The organism is Lentisalinibacter sediminis, assembly GCF_040706615.1.
In the GTDB taxonomy this organism is placed as follows: Bacteria; Pseudomonadota; Gammaproteobacteria; order Steroidobacterales; family Woeseiaceae; genus Lentisalinibacter; species Lentisalinibacter sediminis.
On sequence record NZ_JAPDRF010000004.1, the window covers coordinates 308,942 to 330,245 of the forward strand.

Annotated in this window: 18 protein-coding genes; 8 read left to right on the forward strand and 10 right to left on the reverse strand. The window is 69.3% G+C overall.

All coding sequences use genetic code 11. The features are described from left to right. Positions 1–310 precede the first annotated feature (310 nt). Both ACJMKX_RS10045 and ACJMKX_RS10050 read right to left on the reverse strand, forming a co-directional pair. Entirely contained in the window at positions 311–2,005 is a 1,695-nt protein-coding gene (locus ACJMKX_RS10045) for a glutamine--tRNA ligase/YqeY domain fusion protein (RefSeq protein ID WP_405224407.1), read from the reverse strand. 30 nt (positions 2,006–2,035) lie between these two features. After that, on the reverse strand, positions 2,036–3,067 hold the full coding sequence (locus tag ACJMKX_RS10050) for a metal-dependent hydrolase (protein ID WP_405224410.1): 1,032 nt from the start codon (positions 3,065–3,067) through the stop codon (positions 2,036–2,038). A gap of 261 nt (positions 3,068–3,328) precedes the next feature. Here ACJMKX_RS10050 and ACJMKX_RS10055 point away from each other — a divergent pair, with 261 nt between their 5' ends. Beyond that, positions 3,329–5,872 carry a TonB-dependent receptor gene (locus ACJMKX_RS10055; protein WP_405224413.1) on the forward strand — a complete coding sequence of 848 codons (2,544 nt, stop codon included), beginning with the start codon at positions 3,329–3,331 and terminating at the stop codon, positions 5,870–5,872. Between the two features lie 80 nt (positions 5,873–5,952). On the opposite strand, the gene ACJMKX_RS10060 is transcribed toward ACJMKX_RS10055, so the two are convergent. Further along, entirely contained in the window at positions 5,953–6,450 is a 498-nt protein-coding gene (locus tag ACJMKX_RS10060; protein ID WP_405224416.1) for a Fur family transcriptional regulator, read from the reverse strand. Positions 6,451–6,645: 195 nt separating this feature from the next. On the opposite strand from ACJMKX_RS10060, the gene thrS reads away from it, so the two are divergent. The 3 genes from thrS to ACJMKX_RS10075 all read left to right on the forward strand — a co-directional run bounded on the left by thrS (position 6,646) and on the right by ACJMKX_RS10075 (position 12,356). Next, positions 6,646–8,574: a threonine--tRNA ligase gene (thrS, locus tag ACJMKX_RS10065; RefSeq protein WP_405224418.1), complete on the forward strand. Its 1,929-nt coding sequence runs from the start codon at positions 6,646–6,648 to the stop codon at positions 8,572–8,574. Positions 8,575–8,755: 181 nt separating this feature from the next. Further along, positions 8,756–11,614 (forward strand): TonB family protein, encoded by a 2,859-nt coding sequence (locus ACJMKX_RS10070; RefSeq protein ID WP_405224420.1) that lies wholly within the window; start codon positions 8,756–8,758, stop codon positions 11,612–11,614. A gap of 97 nt (positions 11,615–11,711) precedes the next feature. Next, complete coding sequence (locus ACJMKX_RS10075) at positions 11,712–12,356, forward strand: TetR/AcrR family transcriptional regulator (RefSeq protein ID WP_405224423.1); 645 nt, start codon at positions 11,712–11,714, stop codon at positions 12,354–12,356. A gap of 19 nt (positions 12,357–12,375) precedes the next feature. Here the strand turns inward: ACJMKX_RS10075 and ACJMKX_RS10080 are convergent, their stop codons facing one another. From ACJMKX_RS10080 to ACJMKX_RS10105, 6 genes are read right to left on the reverse strand one after another with little or no spacing between them, the layout of a single operon-like run. Then, entirely contained in the window at positions 12,376–13,458 is a 1,083-nt protein-coding gene (locus ACJMKX_RS10080) for an XdhC family protein (protein WP_405224425.1), read from the reverse strand. Further along, the gene (locus ACJMKX_RS10085; protein ID WP_405224428.1) at positions 13,455–14,657 is read right to left on the reverse strand and encodes a vWA domain-containing protein; all 1,203 of its coding nucleotides are present in this window, start codon (positions 14,655–14,657) and stop codon (positions 13,455–13,457) included. The genes ACJMKX_RS10080 and ACJMKX_RS10085 overlap by 4 nt, the downstream gene beginning before the upstream one ends. Next, positions 14,654–15,580 (reverse strand): AAA family ATPase, encoded by a 927-nt coding sequence (locus tag ACJMKX_RS10090; RefSeq protein ID WP_405224431.1) that lies wholly within the window; start codon positions 15,578–15,580, stop codon positions 14,654–14,656. The genes ACJMKX_RS10085 and ACJMKX_RS10090 overlap by 4 nt, the downstream gene beginning before the upstream one ends. Beyond that, complete coding sequence (locus ACJMKX_RS10095) at positions 15,573–16,367, reverse strand: FAD binding domain-containing protein (protein WP_405224433.1); 795 nt, start codon at positions 16,365–16,367, stop codon at positions 15,573–15,575. The genes ACJMKX_RS10090 and ACJMKX_RS10095 overlap by 8 nt, the downstream gene beginning before the upstream one ends. 1 nt (position 16,368) lies before the next feature. Then, entirely contained in the window at positions 16,369–16,842 is a 474-nt protein-coding gene (locus ACJMKX_RS10100) for a (2Fe-2S)-binding protein (protein WP_405224436.1), read from the reverse strand. A gap of 5 nt (positions 16,843–16,847) precedes the next feature. Then, positions 16,848–17,414 carry an SRPBCC family protein gene (locus ACJMKX_RS10105; protein ID WP_405224439.1) on the reverse strand — a complete coding sequence of 189 codons (567 nt, stop codon included), beginning with the start codon at positions 17,412–17,414 and terminating at the stop codon, positions 16,848–16,850. Positions 17,415–17,539: 125 nt separating this feature from the next. On the opposite strand from ACJMKX_RS10105, the gene ACJMKX_RS10110 reads away from it, so the two are divergent. The 4 genes from ACJMKX_RS10110 (at position 17,540) to trxA (ending at position 20,401) form a co-directional block, all read left to right on the forward strand. Continuing rightward, complete coding sequence (locus tag ACJMKX_RS10110) at positions 17,540–18,253, forward strand: ABC transporter ATP-binding protein (protein ID WP_405224582.1); 714 nt, start codon at positions 17,540–17,542, stop codon at positions 18,251–18,253. After that, positions 18,250–19,527: an ABC transporter permease gene (locus ACJMKX_RS10115; RefSeq protein WP_405224441.1), complete on the forward strand. Its 1,278-nt coding sequence runs from the start codon at positions 18,250–18,252 to the stop codon at positions 19,525–19,527. Before ACJMKX_RS10110 ends, ACJMKX_RS10115 begins: the two co-directional genes overlap by 4 nt. After that, the gene (locus ACJMKX_RS10120; RefSeq protein WP_405224444.1) at positions 19,524–19,970 is read left to right on the forward strand and encodes a DUF3299 domain-containing protein; all 447 of its coding nucleotides are present in this window, start codon (positions 19,524–19,526) and stop codon (positions 19,968–19,970) included. Before ACJMKX_RS10115 ends, ACJMKX_RS10120 begins: the two co-directional genes overlap by 4 nt. Before the next feature lie 98 nt (positions 19,971–20,068). Then, positions 20,069–20,401 carry a thioredoxin gene (gene trxA / locus ACJMKX_RS10125; RefSeq protein ID WP_405224447.1) on the forward strand — a complete coding sequence of 111 codons (333 nt, stop codon included), beginning with the start codon at positions 20,069–20,071 and terminating at the stop codon, positions 20,399–20,401. On the opposite strand, the gene ACJMKX_RS10130 is transcribed toward trxA, so the two are convergent. Then, positions 20,368–21,294 (reverse strand): methylenetetrahydrofolate reductase, encoded by a 927-nt coding sequence (locus ACJMKX_RS10130; protein ID WP_405224450.1) that lies wholly within the window; start codon positions 21,292–21,294, stop codon positions 20,368–20,370. The genes trxA and ACJMKX_RS10130 overlap by 34 nt on opposite strands. Positions 21,295–21,304 lie beyond the last annotated feature (10 nt).

Sequence of the window (21,304 nt, forward strand, 5' to 3'; positions counted from 1 at the left end):
CACAGGGTAGAGGCTATGGCGACAATTCAGAAGGAGCGTTTCAGATCGTGACGCCGCGCACCGAACTAGAACTCGAAGTCCAACTTGTCGATGACCGCCGCGAAGGCAAGGAAGCCAAGAACAACTGCCGTCATTCCGAACACTGAGTTTTCCGCAGCCCTTTCTGTAGTCATCAACGAGTCCCCACTGAACTCAGAGGCTGCGACCGGCCGGATGGTTCGGTAGCCGAGGCTGGCAGCAACGGACGCTACAATTGATCAGGTGCATGTTCAGGCGCGTGCAAACTTCTCGCGGTTCTTTCCCGCCATCGTCATGCACCGCCCGCCTGCTGCATCGCCTGCTTCTCGACCTTCGCCCAGGAATCCCGCAGGGTGACGATCCGGTTGAACACCGGCGACTCCACGCTCGAGTCCGGATCGGCGGTGAAGTAGCCCAGCCGTTCGAACTGCACCGCATCTCCGGGAGCAAGTACCGCAACACCCGGCTCCACCTGCGCTGAGGCCACCTTCAGCGAATCCCGGTTGATCGCCTCGTGCCAGTCTCCCTTCACCCCCGGCGCCGGCTCGGTGAACAACCGATCGTAGAGCCGCACCTCGGCGGGCACCGCATGCTCCGCGGACAGCCAGTGGATGGTGCCCTTCACCTTGCGCTGGGCGCCCGTCGCACCACTCCGGGTGTCCGGGTCGTAGCTGCACAGCAGCTCGACCACCTTCCCGTCCTCGTCCTTCACCACCTCGTCGCAGCGAATGATATAGGCATAGCGCAGCCGCACCTCGCCGCCCGGCCGCAGTCGGAAGAACTTCTTCGGCGGATCCTCCATGAAGTCGTCGCGCTCGATCCAGAGCGTGCGCGAGAAGGCGAGCTCCCGCCCGCCCATGGACGGGTCGTTCGGATGATTCTGCGCGGTCACCGGCTCCACCCGGTCTTCCGGGTAGTTGGTGATGGTCACCTTCAGCGGATCGATGACGCCCATCACCCGCGGCGCGGAAGGGTCCAGCACCTCGCGCACGGTCGCTTCCAGAAAGCCCATCTCGATCAGCTTGTTCTTCTTCGTGATGCCCACCCGGCGGGCGAACTCCCGCAGCGCGCCGGGCGGATAACCACGGCGGCGCATCCCGGCGAGCGTCGGCATGCGCGGGTCGTCCCAGCCCGCGACGGTACCACGCTCGACCAGTTCGGCCAGCCGACGCTTGCTGGTCACCGTGTAGGCCAGGTTGGTGCGCGAGAACTCGTACTGGCGCGGGCGGTGCGGGAGATCGAGCTGATCGAGCAGCCAGTCGTAGAGCGGCCGGTGATCCTCGAACTCGAGCGTGCACAGCGAATGGGTGATGCCCTCGAAGGCATCCGACAGGCCGTGCGCGAAGTCGTACATCGGATAGATGCACCACTTGTCGCCGGTGCGCTGATGAGGGATGTGGCGTATGCGGTAGAGCGTCGGGTCACGCATGTGCATGTTCGGCGCCGCCATGTCGATCTTGGCGCGCAGCACCTTCTCGCCGTCGGCGAACTCGCCGGCGCGCATGCGCTCGAACAGATCCAGATTCTCCTCCACGCCGCGGCCGCGCCAGGGGCTCTCCCGGCCCGGCTCCTTCAGCGTGCCGCGGTACTCGCGGATCTCGTCGGCGCCGAGGTCGTCCACGTAGGCCTTGCCCTGACGGATCAGGTCGACCGCGCAGTCGTACAGCTGATCGAAGTAATCCGAGGCATGGGTAAGGCGGTCGCCCCAGTCGAAGCCGAGCCAGCGGATATCCGCCTCGATGGCGCGCACGAACTCGATGCTCTCCTTGCCCGGATTGGTGTCGTCGAAACGCAGGAACGTGACGCCGCCGTTCTCCTCGGCCACCCCGAAATTCAGGCAGATGGAGGTGGCGTGGCCCACGTGCAGGAAGCCGTTCGGCTCCGGCGGGAAGCGGGTGACGACCTTGCCGCCATGCTTACCGGCGGCGATGTCGTCGGCGATGATCTGGCGGATGAAGTCCTTGCCGGCGGTGGTTGTGTCGGACATGACGGTCGGAGGCCTGCTGATGAGCGCGAATCAGGAGCCCGGTATTGTACGGGAATCCTCTGCGGAGGTGACCGGCCCCGCGACGCGACGGAGCAGCCGCGCCACCTGTCCCGGCCCGGGGCGCAGCGGCGTCAGCTGCTCGGGCTCGACGGCCCGCGCGCCGCCCGCCTCCAGCCGGCCGACGGCGAAGCTGAACACGTAGACCGGTTCCACGCCCATGCGCAGGTCCGTCATCACCACCCGGTCGTCCTCGCGGGATACCCGGTAGAAGCCGTGGGTGAACCAGGCCAGTCGCTGCACCGCCCACGCATCCCGGATGCCGTCCAGCAGCTCCGGTCGCGACTCGTGACGCTCGAAATACAGCGTGCCCGGCGGGTCCAGCAGGGAGTAGAAGCCCTCCCGATAGCCGCCCTCTTCCATCGCGACGATGCGCCACAGCACGATGTTGAACGGCGCCGGCGTCGTGAGCACACCGCCGTGCGCGATCCCCGTCTCCGCCAGCGCGTCGCGCGCGAAGCGCTCCACGTGCAGCTTGGCCGCGACGGACAGGCCAAGGTAGGCCACGGCGAGGGTGAGGCCGCTGACCACGGCGGCCCGCGCACGGTGCTCGTCACGGACGATCAGTGCGACAGCGAGGCCGACCGCCAGCGACAGGGTGAACGCCGGGTCGATGATGAACAACGTCGAGCCGCTCACCGGGTGATTGCTGAACGGCAGGAACAGCTGGGTGCCGTAGACCGTAAAGGCGTCGAGCAGCGGATGCGTGAACAGGGCAAGCCAGACGAGAGCAAGCCAGCGCCGCGGCCGCTGCCTCGCACGCGCGTCCACCCGCGCTATCAGCCACCAGATTGCCGGCGCCGCGACACTCAGCACGAACAGCGAATGACTGTAGCCCCGATGCCAGGTGAAATCGGCTACCGGGTCGCCCAGGGGCACGAGAACGTCGAGGTCCGGCAGCGTGCCGCAGGCGGCTCCCCACGCGGCCCCGCGCCGGCGCTCGCCGTGGCCGGCCACCGCGGCGCCGATGGAGGCACCGAGCACGGCCTGTGTCACGGTATCCACGTCTAACGTTCCCGGCGCGAAGCGGCCGGCGCGTGTTGCGCAGGCGCGACATCGAGCCGGCTTCCCTGTCCACCCGACGACACAGACCAGATTGTATACAAATAATCACAAGTCATTGGCTTTTCCGCGCTTTTTCTGGACGCACTCCCCCGCTTTTGTATACGATACCGTGGGGGCCAACAAGAGCCGACTACAACGATGTATGCCATAACCGACATCGTTGCGGAACACGAAGACCGAACCAGACCAGGAGAGAGACCTATGCGTGCGAAGACCCTGCTTTGCGGCGTCGCGAGCGTACTCGCTTTGACCGCCGGTTATACCGTACCCGCCGTGGCGCAGGAGGCCCAGGGCATCGAGGAAATCATCGTCACGGCCCGGCAACGCGAGGAAACGCTGCAGGACGTGCCGGCCACCGTAACGGTACTGACCGAGGATCGCCTCGAGCGTGCCGGCGTAGAGCGCGCGGAGGACTTCATCAAGCTGACCCCCGGCGTGAGCCTGGTCGACGCGGCCGAGGTCGGCGACACGCAGATCAACATCCGCGGCCTGAACGGCGCCCGCGATGCCGAGAACAGCGTGGCCTTCATCATCGACGGCATCCTGATGACGAATCCGGCCGCCTTCAACCGGGAGTTCTCGAACCTGCAGCAGATCGAGATTCTGAAGGGGCCCCAGGGCGCAGTGTATGGCCGCAATGCCGCCGCCGGCGCCATCATCGTCAGCACGAAGATGCCCGGCGATGAGCTGGGCGGCAACGTCAAGGTGAGCGCCGCGGGCGACAGCACCTACTACGCCACGGGTTACGTGAGCGGCCCGCTCACCGACACCGTGTCGTTCAGCCTCGGCGGCGACTGGCGCGACACCGACGGCTATTACACGAACAGTTTCCTGGACGCCGACGTGGTCGACGACTTCGAGAACTACAACGTGAACGGCAGGCTGGTTTTCCAGCCGACCGATCTCCTCACGGTGGACGTGAAGGCACGCTACGGGCAGGTGGACGCCGCCTCCATCAGCTTCAATGCCGCTTTCCACCTGCCGGATTTCGCGTCCGCATTCGCCCCCGCCCTCGATCCGATCTTCGGTGAGGGTTTCGCCTCGTTCTTCAATGAAGATATCGACGATCACGAGTTCGTCTTCCAGCCGAACATCGATCCGACGAACGATCAGGAAGCGACCGAGTTCTCCATCAAGGCGGACTACGAACTCGGCTGGGCCAGCCTCACCAGCTGGCTGCTCTACAGCAACATCGAGAACTCGCTGTCCTCGGACGGCACCAGTGCGGCCTTCAGCTTCTTCAACGCCGACGACGCGACGCCGAACGCCTGCCAGCCCAACTCGCTGGATCTCTTCCTCTCGGGCGTGACACTGCCGCCGCCGCAAATCCTCCTGCCGGCAGCGAACGTGTTCGACGGCGATCCGTTGAACGATCCCATCTTCGGCCCCTACACGCCGACCACCTGTGACGGCACTCAGTACCAGGAGCGCAACCAGGAGGACGTGAGCTTCGAGCTGCGCCTGGCCTCGCCGGGCGACCAGGCCCTGCGCTGGATCGCCGGCCTGTACTACCTCACCCTGGAGCGCGAGGTCGGCGTGAACCTGGCCATCGACCGGGGCTTCGGCGTCATCCCGACGCTGTACACGGACAACCCGAACAACCCCACCGAGCAGCTGCTGTGGGACGAGTTCGACACCGACGTCTGGGCCGTGTTCGGCCAGCTCGCCTACGACCTCAGCGACCGCACGGAGCTCGCCCTCGCGCTGCGCTACGACCGCGAGGAGCGCGAGGCCCGCAGCCTGGTGCCCACCGAGCCGCGCACCGAGTTCGTGGACTTCACCAACGACGGCGTGTACAGCGGCGGCGCTCCCCTGAACCCGGCGCTCGACCCGACCCTGAACCCGGGCGGCGTGCAGCCCCAGAGCCGCACCTTCACCCAGGTACAGCCGAAGCTCTCCATCAGCCACGACGTGAACGATGCTGTGACGCTGTTCGCCTCCTGGGGCATCGGCTTCAAGAGCGGCGGCTTCAACAACCAGGGTTCGGCGGCCACCATCGACGTATTCATCAACCAGCCGCTCGGCAAGGACCTGGGTATCCGCGACGAATTCGACAAGGAGACCTCCAGCGCCTTCGAGCTCGGCTTCAAGTCGCAGCTCGCCGACGGCCGGCTCTCCCTGGAGGGCGCGGTCTACCAGATGGACGTCGACGACATGCAGTTCTTCGAGTTCCAGGTGGGCCCCTTCGGCCTCCTGCGCGTCGTCTCCAACATCGACGAGGTGAAGCTGACGGGCGCCGAGATCGGTGCGAACTACCTGCTCAACGACTACATCACCGTGGGCGGCGGCTGGGCCTACACCGCCAGCCGTATCCAGGCCAACTCGGTGCGTCCGAACACGGTCGGTAACGAGTCGCCGTCCACGCCCAAGTACACCGGCAATGTCGAAGTCGAGGTGAACTATCCGCTCGGCAACGGCTGGGATCTCTACGGCGGGCTGTACGGCTCCTTCGTCGGCCAGACCTGGTTCCACACGGCCCAGGACGAGGAGCGCCTGACGCTGTTCGATCTCAGCTTCCCGGGACTCGGCACGGCCGACTACACGGTCACCGAGCGTGACCCCTACCAGACCTGGGACCTGCGCGTCGGCTTCGGCCGGGACAACTGGCGGGTGACCGCCTTCGGCACCAACATCCTGGACGAGGATATCGTCGAGGAAGTCATTCTGGCGGCCGAGTTCGGTGGCTCCTTTGTTCACCCGGGAGCGGAGCGTCGCTGGGGACTGGAATTCAGCTACGAGTTCTGATGCTCACGGCGCGGGCGCCCGCTCGCCAGCACGGAAAAGCCGGCCTCGCGCCGGCTTTTCTTTTTATCGCCGAACGGATCTCAGGAACGGCAGCGACTGCAGACGCCCTGTATCTCCAGCATCTGGGTCTCCGCGCGGAAACCGGCCTCCGCCACTTTCGCGTTGACCACGCGCTGCAGCTCACCATCGTCCAGCTCGGCCACGGAACGGCAGCGGCGGCAGATCAGGAACTGTCCGGCGTGGGGATGCTCGGGGTCGCGGCAGCCGACGAACGCGTTCAGGGAATCGAGGCGGTGCACCAGGCCCGCGTCCATCAGGAAGTCCAGGGCCCGATAGACCGTGGGCGGCGCCGGACGGCGGCCCTCGTCGCTCATGGCCTCCAGGATGTCGTAGGCGCCCACCGGCTGGTGGCTGGTCCAGACGAGTTCCAGCACGCGCCGGCGCCTCGCGGTCAGGCGCAGTCCCCGCTCCCGGCACAGACGCTCGGCATTGGCCATCGCGTCCGCCACGCAATGGCGGTGGTCATGATTCTCCGGCGGGAATACCGGGCTGTCCTGGTCGGCGTCTGCGCTGCTCATGAGCCTCTTCGAGCGGGGTGTCCGGACTGGCGCTGCATGATAACGCAGCGTCGCCGGCGCTGCCCGCGAGGCTACGATTGCGCCGCTGCGTCGCGTAGAATAGCGGCCTTTTCGCGATCTATCGCCTGCCCATCGCACACCAATCGCCGACCGATCGCCGACCAATCGCTGACCAGAAGCAGCCCAGAGAGCAATATGCCATCCATCACCCTGCCCGACGGTTCGAAACGGGAATTCGACAAGCCGGTCACCGGCCTCGACGTGGCCGAGAGCATCGGCCGCAAGCTGGCGAAGGACGCCGTGGCCATCCGGGTCGACGGTGAACTGCGCGATCTCACGCGGGAGATACCCGGCGACGCCGCCGTCGAGATTGTCACCCGCGACAGCGAGGACGGGCTGGAGCTGCTGCGCCACGACGCCGCGCACATCATGGCCGAGGCGGTGAAGGAGCTCTATCCCGAGACCCAGGTGACCATCGGGCCCGCCATCGAGAACGGCTTCTATTACGACTTCGCGCGCGAGACGCCCTTCACGCCCGAGGATCTGGAGAAGATCGAATCCCGCATGCGAGACATCGTCGCACGGGACGAGACCATCGTCCGCGAGGTCTGGGGCCGGAGCGAGGCGGTGCGTTATTTCCGCGACGACGGCGAGGAGTACAAGGCCCGCCTCATCGAGGATCTGCCGGAAGAAGAGGTCATCACCGTTTACCGCCAGGGCGAGTTCCTCGATCTGTGCCGCGGCCCGCACCTGCCTTCCACCAGCCGGCTCGGCAGCGCGTTCAAGCTGACGCGGGTTTCCGGCGCCTACTGGCGCGGCGACTCCCGCAACGAGATGCTGCAGCGGATCTACGGCACGGCCTGGGCCAGCGACAAGCAGCTGCGCACCTACCTGCACCAGCTGGAGGAGGCGGAGAAGCGCGACCACCGCCGCCTCGGCCGCCAGATGGGTCTGTTCCACTTCCAGGAAGAGGCGCCGGGCGCCGTGTTCTGGCATCCGCGCGGCTGGACCCTTTACCAGCGCCTGGTCGACTACATGCGCGAGAGACAGGATGCGGCCGGCTACCGGGAGATCGCCACACCCATCGTCATGGACCGGTCGCTGTGGGAGTCCTCGGGCCACTGGGAGACCTTCGGCGAGAACATGTTCACCACGGAACCCGAAGAGGGCCGTATCTATGCGCTGAAGCCCATGAACTGCCCGGGTCACGTGCAGGTCTTCAACCAGGGCATCACCAGTTACCGGGAGCTGCCGCTCAGGCTGTCGGAATTCGGCACCGTGCACCGCTACGAACCCTCCGGCGCCCTGCACGGGATGCTCCGCGTGCGTGCCTTCACCCAGGACGACGCGCACATCTTCTGCACCCGCGACCAGATCACCGCCGAGTCCATCGCCGTCTGCGACCTGATCCTGGGCATTTACCGGGACTTCGGTTTCGAGGACGTGCGCATCAAGTTCGCCGACCGGCCTGAGGTGCGCGTGGGGGCCGACGAGGTATGGGACCAGGCAGAGGCCGCGCTGAAGACTGCCATCGAGACGACCGGACTCGAGTACACCTACAACCCGGGCGAGGGCGCCTTCTACGGGCCGAAGCTGGAGTTCGTGCTCCGCGACGCCATCGGCCGGGACTGGCAGTGCGGCACGCTGCAGGTGGACCTGAACCTGCCCGAGCGGCTCGGCGCGAGCTTCGTCGGCGAGGACGGCAACAAGCACACGCCGGTCATGCTCCACCGGGCCATGTTCGGCTCGCTGGAACGCTTCATCGGCATCCTGATCGAGCACTATGCGGGCGCGCTGCCGCTGTGGCTCGCGCCGGTGCAGGCGGTGGTGGCCACCATCACCTCGGACGGTGACGAGTACGCCTGCGAGGTGGCCGAGGCGCTCCGGGCGGCAGGACTCGCGGCCGAGACCGATCTGCGCAACGAAAAAATCGGCTACAAGGTGCGCGAGCACAGTGTGGCCAAAATCCCCGTGATTATCGCCGTCGGCAAGCGCGAGGTGGAGGAACGCACCGTGGCCCTCCGCCGTCTGGGCAGCAAGCGCCAGCAGATGCTGCCGCTCGCCGAGGCTGTCGAGACGCTGGCCACGGAGAATCGCCAGCGCCGCGCCCCGCCCGCCGGCTGACCTCCCGGCCGCCCGCCGGGCCAGCCCGGGCCCGCAATGCGCACCAGTACCGCCGGGAGTGTGTCCCAGGTCACACTTTGACATATTCGCGCTGGCCAGCCGGCCGCCGGCGGCATGGGCGCGCATATACTCGGCGTTCGATAACCGCCCGGGAATCAGACCGCTAGAGGCATCGGACGCCGTGCAAAGGTTCAAGACTCAGGTACTGCTGCTGCACTCCGAGCAGAGCACGCTGGACCGTTTCAGCGCGTCGCTCGGCGACGCCTATTCCGTGCACCTGGCGACCAGCGGTACCGAGGCACTGAATACCCTCGGGCTGACCCCCATCCACGTCATGGTCTCGGCCCAGCGGCTGCCCGGCATGAGCGGCATCGAGGCGCTGCGCGAGGCGAGGAAGCGCTCGCCGGAGACCCTCGGCATCCTCATCGCGCCGGAGGACATGAGCGGCGCCGAGGCCGAGGCACTGGTGGGCAGCGAGGCGCTGTTCCAGGTCATCCGCGGCATCGGCACGCCGGAGGATATGCGCCGCGTCATCGACGAGGCCGTCGACCAGCTGCGGCTGAACACGCTGCAGGATTCAGCCAACGACCGATCGGCAGGCCCGCGCCCGCGCGTCTCGCCCACGGCGCCGTCCCGCGAGGCCGGCCCGGCCGCCCGCCGGGCTGCGCCAGGCGTGGAAGCCAGCGGGACGTTTCCGGCGGCGGCAGGGACCGTTGCGGCGACGGAACTGGTCGTGCTCAGCAAGGACGAGGTATTCCTGGATACCATCCGCCAGGCGCTGTCGCCACGCCAGCCGGTCCACGCCGTGGACGATCTGCGGGCTGCCGCAAAACTGGTCGGCGACGCCAGGAGCGCGGTGCTGATCACCGACGCCGCCGTCGCTCCCCGGGACGTGGAGGCCATCACCACCCGGCTGCGCAGCCGTCAGCCCGGGCTGGTGACCATCGTCGCCGGCCGCCGCGACGACGGCGATCAGCTGATGGATCTGATCAATGCCGGCATGGTCTACCGCTTCCTGCTGAAGCCCATTTCCCCGGGACGGGCGCGTCTCGCCATCGAGGCAGCCATCCGCCGGGCGCAGGAGAAGGCCAAGGCTGCCGCACCGGCCGCACCCGCACCGTCCCCTCTCGCGCCGCCGACACCGGGCGCGCGCGTCGAGCCGACCATCGCGGACTTCGAGGGGGCCGAGGAAGTGGTGCTGAGCGAGGAGGCACCGGCCACGCGCACTCCCCCGCTTCGTCCGGAGACGCCCCCGCCCGCCGTCACGAAGCCGAAGGTCCGCCGCAAGGAACCGAAAGCGAAGGCGCCGGAAGACCAAACGAAGGCCGAGGTGCCGGCGGAGAATGCCGGCGGCGGGGGTCTCTCGCGTCCGGCACTGCTCGCGGGTGCGGGCGCGTTGCTTGCGCTCATCACGGTCGGCGGCATCTGGTCGCTGAGCGGCGGTCCGGATGAAGGCGCGGCAACATCGCCGGCCGGGACGTCGGCCGGCGCGTCGGCGCCCGCCGCGGACCCGGCCGGAGAGGCCCGTGCGGAACCGCCTGCCCCGCCGCCCGTCAGCCGCGACCTGCGGCGCGCCCGGCAGGCCGTGGCGGCCGGCCGCCTGCTCGCACCCGGCGAGGACGGCGCGCTCGCACTCTACGCCACCGCACTGGCGCAGGCACCGAACGACGCGGCCCTGGCGGCGGAAGTCGAGCAGGTCGTCGCCGAAGCCGTCGCCACCGTGGCGGCAGCACTGGATGCGGGACGCCCCGGTGAAGCCCGCGCCGCGCGCAGCGTGATCCGGGCCAGCTTCCCGGCCGCGCCCGGCCTCGAGATCATAGACACCCGCCTTGCCGTAGCGGAACAGGACCGGCTCGTGGCGCGCGCAGACGAGCTGGCCGGCGCCGGCGACACCGCGAGGGCCATGGAGGTGCTCGACGAGGCCGCCGCACTGCTGCCGGGCCGCAGCCCCGCAGTGGCGGCGAGACGCGAGTCGATCCTGGCGGCCGCGGACGATCGCGGCCGCACGCTGCTGCTCGAACTCGGCAATCAGCGTCTGCTGCAGGACCAGCTCGTCGAGCCCGCCGTCGACAATGCCCGTTACTACTACCGCGCCGTGCTCTCCCAGGACAGCGACAGCATCGCCGGTCGCCAGGGCATGGCCTTCCTGCGCACGGCCCTCATCACGCGCATACGCGAATCGGTGGAGGCCGGCGACCGCGCCGCCGCCGAGCTTTGGCTGGAGGAGGCCAGCCTCAGCGGCGTCGAGGAGCCACGCCTGGCGCCATTCCGGGAAGCCGCCGCGCGCCTGCCCTCGGCACCGGCACCGGCAGCGCAGACGCGGGCGCCGCAGCCCGCTCCCGATCCCGAGTCCGATCCCGAGTCCGATCCCGCGCCGGAACCCGAGACCAGGGGCGAACCGGCAGCATCGGCGGAGCCGCTTGCTGTCGATGACTCTGCGCCGGTGGTGGAGGAATCGGCCGTGCCCGCTGTGGCGCCGGCGGCGCAGGAACAAGGCGCCTTGGCATCGGAGGAGCGCGCGCCGGAGCCGATGTCTGAAGCGATGTCCGAGACGGCGTCTGAGGCGATGCCTGAGGATACGGGTCCGCCGGCAGATACGTCAGAAGTCGCGGAGACCACGGAAGCTAGCGACACTGCCGCCGCGACGCCATCCGCCGATTCGGCCGTAGCGGCGGACGACCCTGACACGACGACAGACCCCGGCGCAGCCGGGCCTCGGGAGCCGGCGGTGAGTCGGGAGGAAACCGTCCCGGAGGAGACGCCGCCAGCGACCCGCCCGGAGCGCATCACCTACGTGCCGCCGGAGTATCCCCGGGTAGCCCAGATGCGCAGTCTGGAAGGCTGGGTGGACGTCGAGTTCTCGCTCACGCCCGCAGGCCGGCCGACGGACATCCGCGTAACGGACGCCAGCCCGGCCGGCACTTTCGACGAGGCCGCAATCGGGGCTGTCGACCAGTGGCGCTACGAGCCGCTCGCCGCCGCGGATTGGCCGGCAGGAGAGCGGATCCGCATCCGCATCAATTTCGGCATCGATCCCTGACCGAGCCACGCCGGCACCCGTCCGGCATCGACGGACAGGGAACCAACTGGCATTCTCCCCATCGAAGAACGACACACTCTTCGCATGGGATTTCCGAATGACCACACAAAGTGCTGCCAGCACCGGCCGGCGCATGCAGCGCCGCAGCCTGGACACCCGGCGGCGGCTCGTGGACGCGGCGGTCGCCGCATTCGCCGAAGCCGGCTACGCCGGCGCGGCCACACGGGATATTGCCGAGCGCGCCGGGGTTCATCATCCGCTGATCACCTACCATTTCCGCAACAAGGCGCGCCTGTGGCAGGCTGCCGCCGACCACCTGCTGGGCGAGCTCAACGAGCGGCTGGAGCGTGTCGTATCGGGCGCCGACGCCGGTGACGACCGCCAGCGGCTGACCGGCGCCATCCGCACGCTGACGCTGTACTCGGCCGAGCACCCCGAGTGGTATCACTTCGTCCGCGACGCATCCGCGGAGGGCGGCGACCGGGCGCGCTGGCTCACGGAGAACCACATGGGCCGGCTGTTCGGGATGCTGATCCCGCTGCTCGAGTCGCTCCAGTCGCAGGGCCTGATCGCCCGCGGTGAAGCGGCCCAGGTCTGCGTAGCGCTGATGGGGGCGACCGGCTGCGCCGTCTCTTTCGGCGCCCAGTACGAACAGCTGACCGGGCGCAGCGCCCTCGACGGCGGCGCCGGCGGTTACGCCGATTACGTGATCGGACTGTTCCTGGGTACGGCCACCGACTGAAGCCGTCGGAATCCGCCGTTCAGGGGGCTCCCAGCGGCCGGCCCGGCGCGTCCGTACCCGCCAGCACCGCATGGATCTCCGCGACGATGGACAGGGCGATACTCTCGGCGCCGCGTGCCCCGATATCGAGGCCGGCCGGACCGTACAGCCGCGAGGCGAGGCGCTCGCCCGCCTCGCCCAGGTCGGCCAACAGCTGTTCGCGCCGCCGCCGCGGCCCCAGCAGTCCCACGTACGGCACGTCGCTCTGCGCCAGTGCCCGCAGGTAGGTACGGTCGGTGGCAAGGTGATGGCTCATGACCATGACCGCCGCGTAGCGCGGCAGCTCGTCTCCGTCCAGTTCCTCCGCCGGACCCGTGATGCACTGCTCGGCCCGGCCGAAGTCGCCCTTGTCGAAATAGGCCGGCCGGTGATCGCGCACCGCGACGCGCCAACCCAGCCGGGCCGCCAGATCCACCAGGGGGACGGCGTCCAGGCCGGCGCCCAGCACCAGTAGCCGGGGCGGCGGCAGGATGGCGGCGAACAACACGCTCACGTCGCCGTCCCGCAGGGAGACGGTGCCCATCGCCGAGCTGCCGCTCTCCAGGTGCGGCAGCGCCGCTTCCTCCACCGCACCGGAGACCGACCCGCTGAGGGTGCTGTGCCGGACGCCGCGACGGTCCAGCAATACGAATTGCCCGGGCTCGGCCACGGTGGCTCCACTCTCGATCACCGTCGCGAGCACGCCGGGCTCGTCACCCTGGAGGCATTCGGCCACGGCGGCGAACGGCTGGTAGTCGGGCCGTGGCAGCGGCTGCAGGAAGATGCGCATGGTGCCGTCGCAGCCGACACCGAGGCCGAACAGTTCGTCGTCCGCGCCGCCGAGATCGTAGCTGATCGTGTCCGGTTCTCCGGACGCGCTCACCCGGGCTGCGCGCTCGGCGAGGTCGCCCTCCAGGCAGCCACCGCTCAGCAGGCCCTGAAAATCGCCGTCGCCGGTGATCAGCATCTGCATGCCGGCCTTGCTGTAGGTGGAGCCGGCCGTTTCGTACACGCTTGCGAGCACGAGGCGCCGGCCGGCCTCGCGCCACTCGGAGAATCGGCGCAGCATCTCGTTGGTGTTCATCGTCTACGTCTCTGCCTCCTCGCCTGCAGGGAACCGCCGAGCCGGGCCGCGAGGCCTTCCAGGCTGTCGACGTTGTGGGCCGGGACCATGTCGTCGGCATGGGGCAGCATGAGCCGCATGCCGCGCGCCCGCGGCCGGAATTCATCATAGCGCAGCAGCGGATTCAGCCACACGAGGCGCCGGCAGGATTTGCCGAGACGCTCCATCTCCCGACCCAGCCGCGCGTCCGGGTCGCGCTCGAGCCCGTCGGTGAGCAGCAGAACGACCGCGCCCTGCCCCAGCACCCGCCGGCCCCAGTCACGATTGAATTCATGCAGCGAGTCCGCGATGCGCGTGCCGCCGTCCCAGTCGCGGATGTCGTCGGCGACGAGCGCCAGCGCCCGATCCGGGTCGCGGTCGCGCAACCGGCGCGTGACCGCGCTGAGGCGGGTGCCGAACAGAAACGTATGCACCCGCTCCCCGCGCGCTGTCAGGGCATGCGCGAAATGCAGGAACATTCGCGTGTAGCGGCTCATGGACCCGGAGATATCCGCCAGCAGCACCAGGGGCGGCGGTCGCCGGCGCTGCCGGCGCCGCTCGAGCTCCATGAACTCGCCGCCGTGCCGCACGCCGCGGCGCAGCGTCGCGCGCAGGTCGGGCCGCGGCCCGCGGGCGTGAGTGCTGTAGCGGCGGGTGCGCAGCGACGCGAGCGGCAGTGCCGCCTCGCGGAGCATGGCCCGGGCCATGCTCCGCTCCTCCGCGCTCATCTGCTCGAAGTCCTTCCGCCGCAGCACCTCCAGCGCGGAGGCGCCGCCGTGCCGGTCCCGCTGCCGTCGGCCGGTCTCGCGTGAGCGTTCCCGCCCGTGCCCCGCGGCGGCCAGCGCCCGGGCGAGGCGTCCGAGCCCGTCTTCCGCCGCGTCGCCGGTCCCGCCCGCAGCAGGGTCCGCGGCGGCTTCTGCCAGCCGGCGCAGCGCCTGGGGCCGCTCGAAGAACAGACCGAAAGCCTGCCGGAACAGAGGCATGTCGCGGGGGCTGCGCACCAGCGACGCCGCCAGTGCCCGGCGCAGATCGTCGCGGTCGCGGAGACCGGTCGCCGCGCCCGCCTCGAGCGCGCCCCGGGTGTCGCCCGGCCCCAGACCGAGACCGGCATGGCGCAGGGTGCGCACGAACACGATCAGATGTTCGCGAAAGGCCTCTCCTGTGGCCTCCTCGGCGCTCACCCGGCCGCCTGCTCTGCGCCGCTGCCCAGCAGCTCCCGGAGCTCATCGCCTCGAACCCGCGCGATGTCATCCTGATACTTCAGCAAAGCGCCCAGCGTAGAGTCAACGACGCCGGCGCCGAGCCGGTCGGCGCCCAGCTGCGTCAGCGCCGCCGCCCAGTCCAGCGTCTCGGCCACGCCGGGCCGCTTGTACAGATCGACCTCCCGCAGCCCCTGCACGAAATCGATGATCTGGGTGCCGAGCTCCGCGGTCACCGCCGGACACTTGCGCGCCAGGATCTCCCGCTCGACCTCGGCGCTCGGGTAGTCCACCCAGTGATACAGGCAGCGCCGGCGCAGTGCGTCGTGAATCTCCCGGGTGCGGTTCGAGGTGATCACCACGACGGGTGGCTCGGGCGCCTCTACCCGGCCGAATTCGGGGATGGTGATCTGATTGTCGGAGAGGATCTCGAGCAGGAATGCCTCGAAGGGCTCGTCGGCCCGGTCCAGCTCGTCGATCAGCAGCACCGGCGCACCGCCGGGGGCCGGTTCCAGCGCCTCGAGCAGGGGCCGCTTGACCAGGTATTCGGAGGAGTAGATGTCGTCGGCGACCACGCCGCCCTCGCCGCGGGCCTCGGCCAGCCGGATGGCGAGCATCTGCCGCGGGTAGTCCCACTCGTAGGCCGCGGAGGCCAGATCCAGGCCGTCATAGCACTGCAGCCGCAGCAGCCGGCGGCCGAGCCGGTCGGCAAGGACCTTGGCCACCTCCGTCTTGCCGGTACCGGCCTCGCCCTCCAGCAGCAGCGGCCGCGGCAGGCTCAGCGCGAGGTACACGGCGGTGGCGAGATCGCGGCCGGCAACGTAGCTGCCCTCGGCGAGCAGGGCCACGGTTTCGTCGACCGATGCCGGCAGGCTCCGCGCAGGCTGACCGGAGCCCTCAGCCACGGGCGGCGGCGACCGCTCTCCACGCCATCACACCGATCAGATGGGCGCGGTAATCGGCGCTGGCATGCAGGTCCTCGTTCAGTTCGTCGGCAGACACCTCGATGCCGTTGAGGGCCTCCGGAGAGAAATCCCGGCTGAGCGCCGCCTCCATCTCGGCGACACGGAACACACAGGGACCGGCGCCGGTGACAGCCACCCGCAGGCCCTCGGCCGTATCCGCCACGAACACACCGACAACGGCGTAGCGGGAGGCCGGGTTCGCGAACTTCGCGTAACCGGCGCGGGCCGGCTTCGGGAAGCTCACCGAAACGATGATCTCGTCCGGTTCCAGGGCGGTCTCGAACATGCCGCGGAAATACTCCCCGGCAGGGATGCGGCGCCGGTTCGTGCGGATGGTCGCACCCAGACCCAGTACCGCCGCCGGGTAGTCCGCCGCCGGATCGCTGTTGGCCAGAGAGCCGCCGATGGTACCCCGGTTGCGCACCTGGGCGTCGCCGATGCCGGCTGCCAAGGCCGCCAGCGCGGGGATGTGGCCGCCGACCTCCGCCGATGCCGCCACCTCGCCATGAGTGGTCATGGCGCCGATCACCACCGGGTCGCTGCCGCTGACGCCGCGCAGCTCCTCCACGCCGCCGAGATCCACCAGCACCTCGGGCTGGGCGAGTCGCAGCTTCATCGTGGGCAACAGCGTCATGCCGCCGGCCAGCACTTTCGCCTCGCTGTTAGCGCCGAGGCGCTCCGCCGCCTCGTCGACGCTGCCCGCCCGCTGATACTCGAAGTCGTACATCTCAGCGCTGTCCCCGCATCTCGGCAGCGGCCGCACGCACCGCGCGCACGATGCCGTGATAGCCGGTGCAGCGACAGAGATTGCCCTCGAGCCACTCGCGGATCTCCTTGTCGTCCGGGTCCGGGTTGGTCTGCAGGAGATCCAGCGCGCTCATGATCATGCCCGGCGTGCAGTAACCGCATTGCAGCCCGTGGTGCTCGCGGAATGCGGCTTGCAGCGGATGCAGCCCGTCCTGCCCGCCGACGCCTTCGATGGTGGTGACACGCCGCCCGGCGGCCTGCACCGCCAGCAACGAGCAGCTCTTCACGGAACGGCCGTCCAGGTGCACCACACAGGCGCCGCACTGGCTGGTGTCGCAGCCGACGTGAGTGCCCGTCTTGCCCAGGCCGCCGCGCAGGGCGTCGACCAGCAGCGTGCGGGCCTCCACCTCCACGCTCGCCGGCTCTCCGTTCAGTTCGAATTCGACTTTCAGCATGGGTCCTATCGGCCGAACAGCAGCCAAAGCAGCACCAGCACCACGGCAGCACCCGCCACCGCCCAGGCGGTCTTGCGCCCGAGGCCGGCGCCGCCCGAGGGCTCGGCTTCCTCCACCTCGATCTTCGTCGCGCCCGGGTCGAGTTCGCGGGAGAAGTTGGCGAAGAAATCGTCGGCGGTCTTCTTCGTGGCGCCAAGCACCAGGCGCGAGCCCACCTGCGCCAGTTTGCCGCCGACCTTGAACTGCGCATCGTAGCGCAGCACGGTGATCTCACCGTCCTCCACCAGCTCGACGTCGGCCGCGCCCTTGCCGAAACCGGCCGAGCCGCCCTTGCTCACACCCACGAGGCGGTAACTCGCCGGCGGGTTCAGATCCTCCAGCGTCAGCGTGGTATTGAAGCGCGACTTCACCGGCCCGATGGCGGCCATCACCTTCGCCTGCATCTCCTCGGCGGAGACCCGCTCCAGGGACTCGCAGCCCGGGATGCAGCGCCTGAGGACCTCCGGGTCGTTCAGCGCCAGCCATACCCGCTCACGGGTATTGGCGATCCTGTATTCTCCCTTTATATCCACGCCGTGCTCACGTTGCTGCCGCGACTGCTGCGGTCGTTGCCGCCGCAGAGCTTAGTATACTATCGGCGCAGACGACACCTCGCGCAGGCGCCCCGCGCCGGCGACTACCCGTTACCCCCGGAATGATGCACGACGCGACGCAAAACGGTCCGCTGCCAGTGCTTGCGGCCACCGGCCTCCGCTTCGGCTGGCAGCCGTCGGCGCCGCTGCTGGACATCCCCGCGCTGGCGATCGCGCCCGGTGAGAAAGTGCTCATCCGTGGCGCCAGCGGCTCCGGCAAGTCCACCCTGCTGAATCTCTTCGCCGGCATCCTCACGCCCCTGTCGGGCACGGTCTCGCTGCTGGGCACGGACCTCTCGGCGCTGCGGGGGAGCGAGCGGGACCGCTTCCGTGCCGAGCACCTTGGCATCATCTTCCAGCTGTTCAACCTGCTGCCTTATCTCCCGGTCCTCGACAACGTGCTGCTGCCCTGCCGCTTCTCCCCCCGGCGCCTCGCCCGCGCCCGGGCGAGCGACGGCAGCGAAGAGGCCGCGGCCCAGCGCCTGCTTGCCGAACTCGGACTGCCCGACGCGGCTTCCGCCTCCGCGGCGCGGCTCAGCATCGGGCAGCAGCAGCGGGTGGCGGCGGCCCGCGCGCTCATCGGCAACCCCGAGATCGTGATCGCCGACGAGCCGACCTCCGCACTCGACGAGGACAGCCGCGCGGCCTTCCTTGCGCTGCTGCAGGAGGAATGCGAACGCGTCGATGCCACCCTGATCATGGTCAGCCACGAACGCACGCTGGAACCGTTGTTCGACCGGGTCATCCCGATGGGCGAACTGACCGGAGGCGCGCCGTGAGCGGCCGCTTCCCCATCGCGCGGCTCGCGCTACGCAGCATCGCGTCAAGGCGTACCAGCGCCGCTCTGACCTGCTGTGCCGTGGCGCTCAGCGTGCTGCTGGTCCTGGGCGTCCAGGAGATGCGCGAGAGCGCGCGGCAGAGTTTCGCCAGCACCATCTCGGGCACGGACCTGCTCGTGGGGCCGCGCACCAGCGGCGTCAACCTGCTGCTGTACGCCGTGTTCCGCATCGGCCAGCCCACCAATAACGTCTCGTGGCAGAGCTACGAGCGCTTCGCCGCGGCGCCGGGCGTGGACTGGAGCATCCCGCTCAGCCTCGGTGATTCCTACCGGGGCCATGCGGTGGTCGGCACCACGGACGCCTACTTCCGCCATTTCCGCTACGGCCGGGATCGGCGCCTCGAGTTCAAGGCCGGCCGCGCATTCGGCGCGGGGCCCGAGGCGGTGCTCGGCGCGACGGCGGCACGGAAACTCGAGCACGAGGTCGGCGATGCGATCGTCATTGCCCATGGTCTCGGCGCCACCAGCTTCCTGAAGCATGACCGCCATCCGGTCACGATCACCGGGATACTGGCGCCGACCGGGACCGTGGCCGACCGGGCGGTCTATGTGAGCCTCGCGACGCTGGACCGCGTCCACGCCAGCACCAGGCCGTCCTTCGCGCCCGCGCCGGCGGAGGACGACGGCCACGGCCACGGTGCACACGCGGAGCCGGGTGAGCCGGCCGACATTACGGCATTCCTGCTCGGCCTCGAGTCCCGGGTGCAGGTGCTGCGGCTGCAGCGGACCGTCAACGAATACGACGGCGAGCCGCTCACCGCGGTCATCCCGGCCGTCGCCCTGTTCGAGCTCTGGTCGGTGATCGGCGTGGCGGAGAACGCGCTGCTCGCGGTGGGCGCCCTGGCGGTGCTCACGGGCCTGGTCGGCATGCTGGTGGCCATCCTCGGCACGCTGAACGAACGCCGGCGGGAGATGGCGATCCTGCGCTCGGTGGGCGCCCGCCCGCGCCAGATTTTCCTGCTGCTGGTCGCCGAGGCCGGGCTGCTGGCCGCCGCCGGGGCCCTGCTCGGGGTCGTGCTGAAGACGGCCGTGCTGGGCGCGCTCGCCTCGCCCATCCAGGCCCGCACCGGTATCCTGCTGGAGAGGGTCTGGCCCGGCATGGCGGAGGCGGCGGTCGTCGCTGTCGTGACCGTGGCGGGCCTCGGCCTCGGCGCCCTGCCTGCCTGGCGCGCCTATCGCAACTCGCTCGCCGATGGGATGACCATCCGCCTATGACCGCCGTACGACTCGCCGCCACCCTGGCGCTGCTGCTCGCCGCCACGGTTGCACCGGCCCGGGACGCTCCCAAGCTCACCTGGGAGGAGATGGTGCCGGCGAAGACGTCGGGCGACCCGCTGGCCGTGACCTCCAGCGCGCCGGTGCTGGCCCTGGACGGGCGCACGGTGCAGCTGCCGGGCTTCATCGTGCCGCTGGAGTCCGACGAGGGCGGCCTCATCAGCGAATTCCTGCTGGTGCCCTATTTCGGTGCATGCATCCACGTGCCACCGCCGCCGCCGAACCAGCTGGTCTACGTCACGCTCGAGGAGCCGTTCAACCTGGTCTCGCTGCAGCAGCCCTACTGGATCGAGGGTACGCTGCAAGTGGAGGAATACTCGAGCGAAGTGGCCGACAGCCACTACACCATGCGGGCGGACCGCATCAGCAAGTACAATTACTGAGAACTTGAATCCCCCGGCGCCCGCCCCATCTCGTTGCACAGGAGGCGCAACCGGCGACCGGGACCTTCACACAGGACAGCCAACGACAGGAGTTCTCCATGGCCAGCGACAAAATGATCGAAGTCGGCGACAGTGATTTCCAGCAGAAGGTGCTGGATTCCGACAAGCCCGTGCTCGTGGATTTCTGGGCGGAGTGGTGCGGCCCCTGCCGCATGCTCGGACCCATCATCGAGCAGCTCGCCGACGAGTACGAAGACAAGGTGACGGTGGCCAAGCTGGACGTGGACGCCGCCCAGCAGGTGGCCATGCGCTACGGCATCCGCTCCATCCCCACGGTGATGCTGTTCAAGGACGGCCAGGTTCAGGAGACGATGATCGGCGTGCGCCCCAAGGGCGACTACGCGCGCGTGCTCGACACCGCCGCCGCCTGAGCCACACCCGAGCGCCGCACCGCCTCGACGATGCCCGCCTGGTGGCCCGGCGCCATCAGGTGAGCGCCGTCGATGCCGGGCGTGGCGGCCGCGGCCGCCAGGAGTTCGGCGCAGATATCGATCCCCGTCTCTTCCGGGTCGCCGGCCTGCTCCATCCGCCGCAGGAGTCCCTCCGGCATCACCGTGCCCCACAGCGCATCGGCCATCCAGCGCGCGACGCGCGCCGAGCGCAGCGGCCCCAGGCCCACGAGATAGCGCACGTCCGCGGGCAGGCCCGCGTCGCGCAGCCTGCCGACGTGGCGGCGCATGCGTTCGGCGTCGAAGCAGTACTGAGACTGGACGAAGCCGGCGCCCGCCCGGACCTTCGCCAGCAGCGGCTCCGCCGACCACGTCGGGGAATCGGGATCCAGGCACACGTCGGCCGCACCGAGCAGGAACGCCGGACGGGGAGACACCGTTTTGCCGGAGAGCGTCACGCCTTCGTCGCGTAGCGCAGCGAGCGCACGCAGCAGCCCCCGGGAGTCCAGATCGAACACCGGGGTGGCGTCCGGATGGTCGCCGGCTTCCACGGAATCGCCGGTCAGCACCAGCACGTTGTCGATGCCGAGGGCGGCGGCGCCGATCAGGTCGCTCTGCAGCGCGATCCGGTTGCGGTCCCGGCAGGTCGCCTGGACGATGGGTTCGCAGCCGGCACGTTTCAGTATCGCCGCTGCGGCGATACTCGACATCCGCACGTTGGCGCCGGCGCCATCCGTGACGTTGATGGCATCGACGGCCTGCGCCAGCACGCCCGCCTCACGCAGCAGGCGGTCGGTGTCCGGCCCGCGGGGCGGCGTGACCTCGGCGGTGACGACAAAATCGCCGCTCGCGATCCGTTCGCGCAATGCTGGCATGACGGTGTCC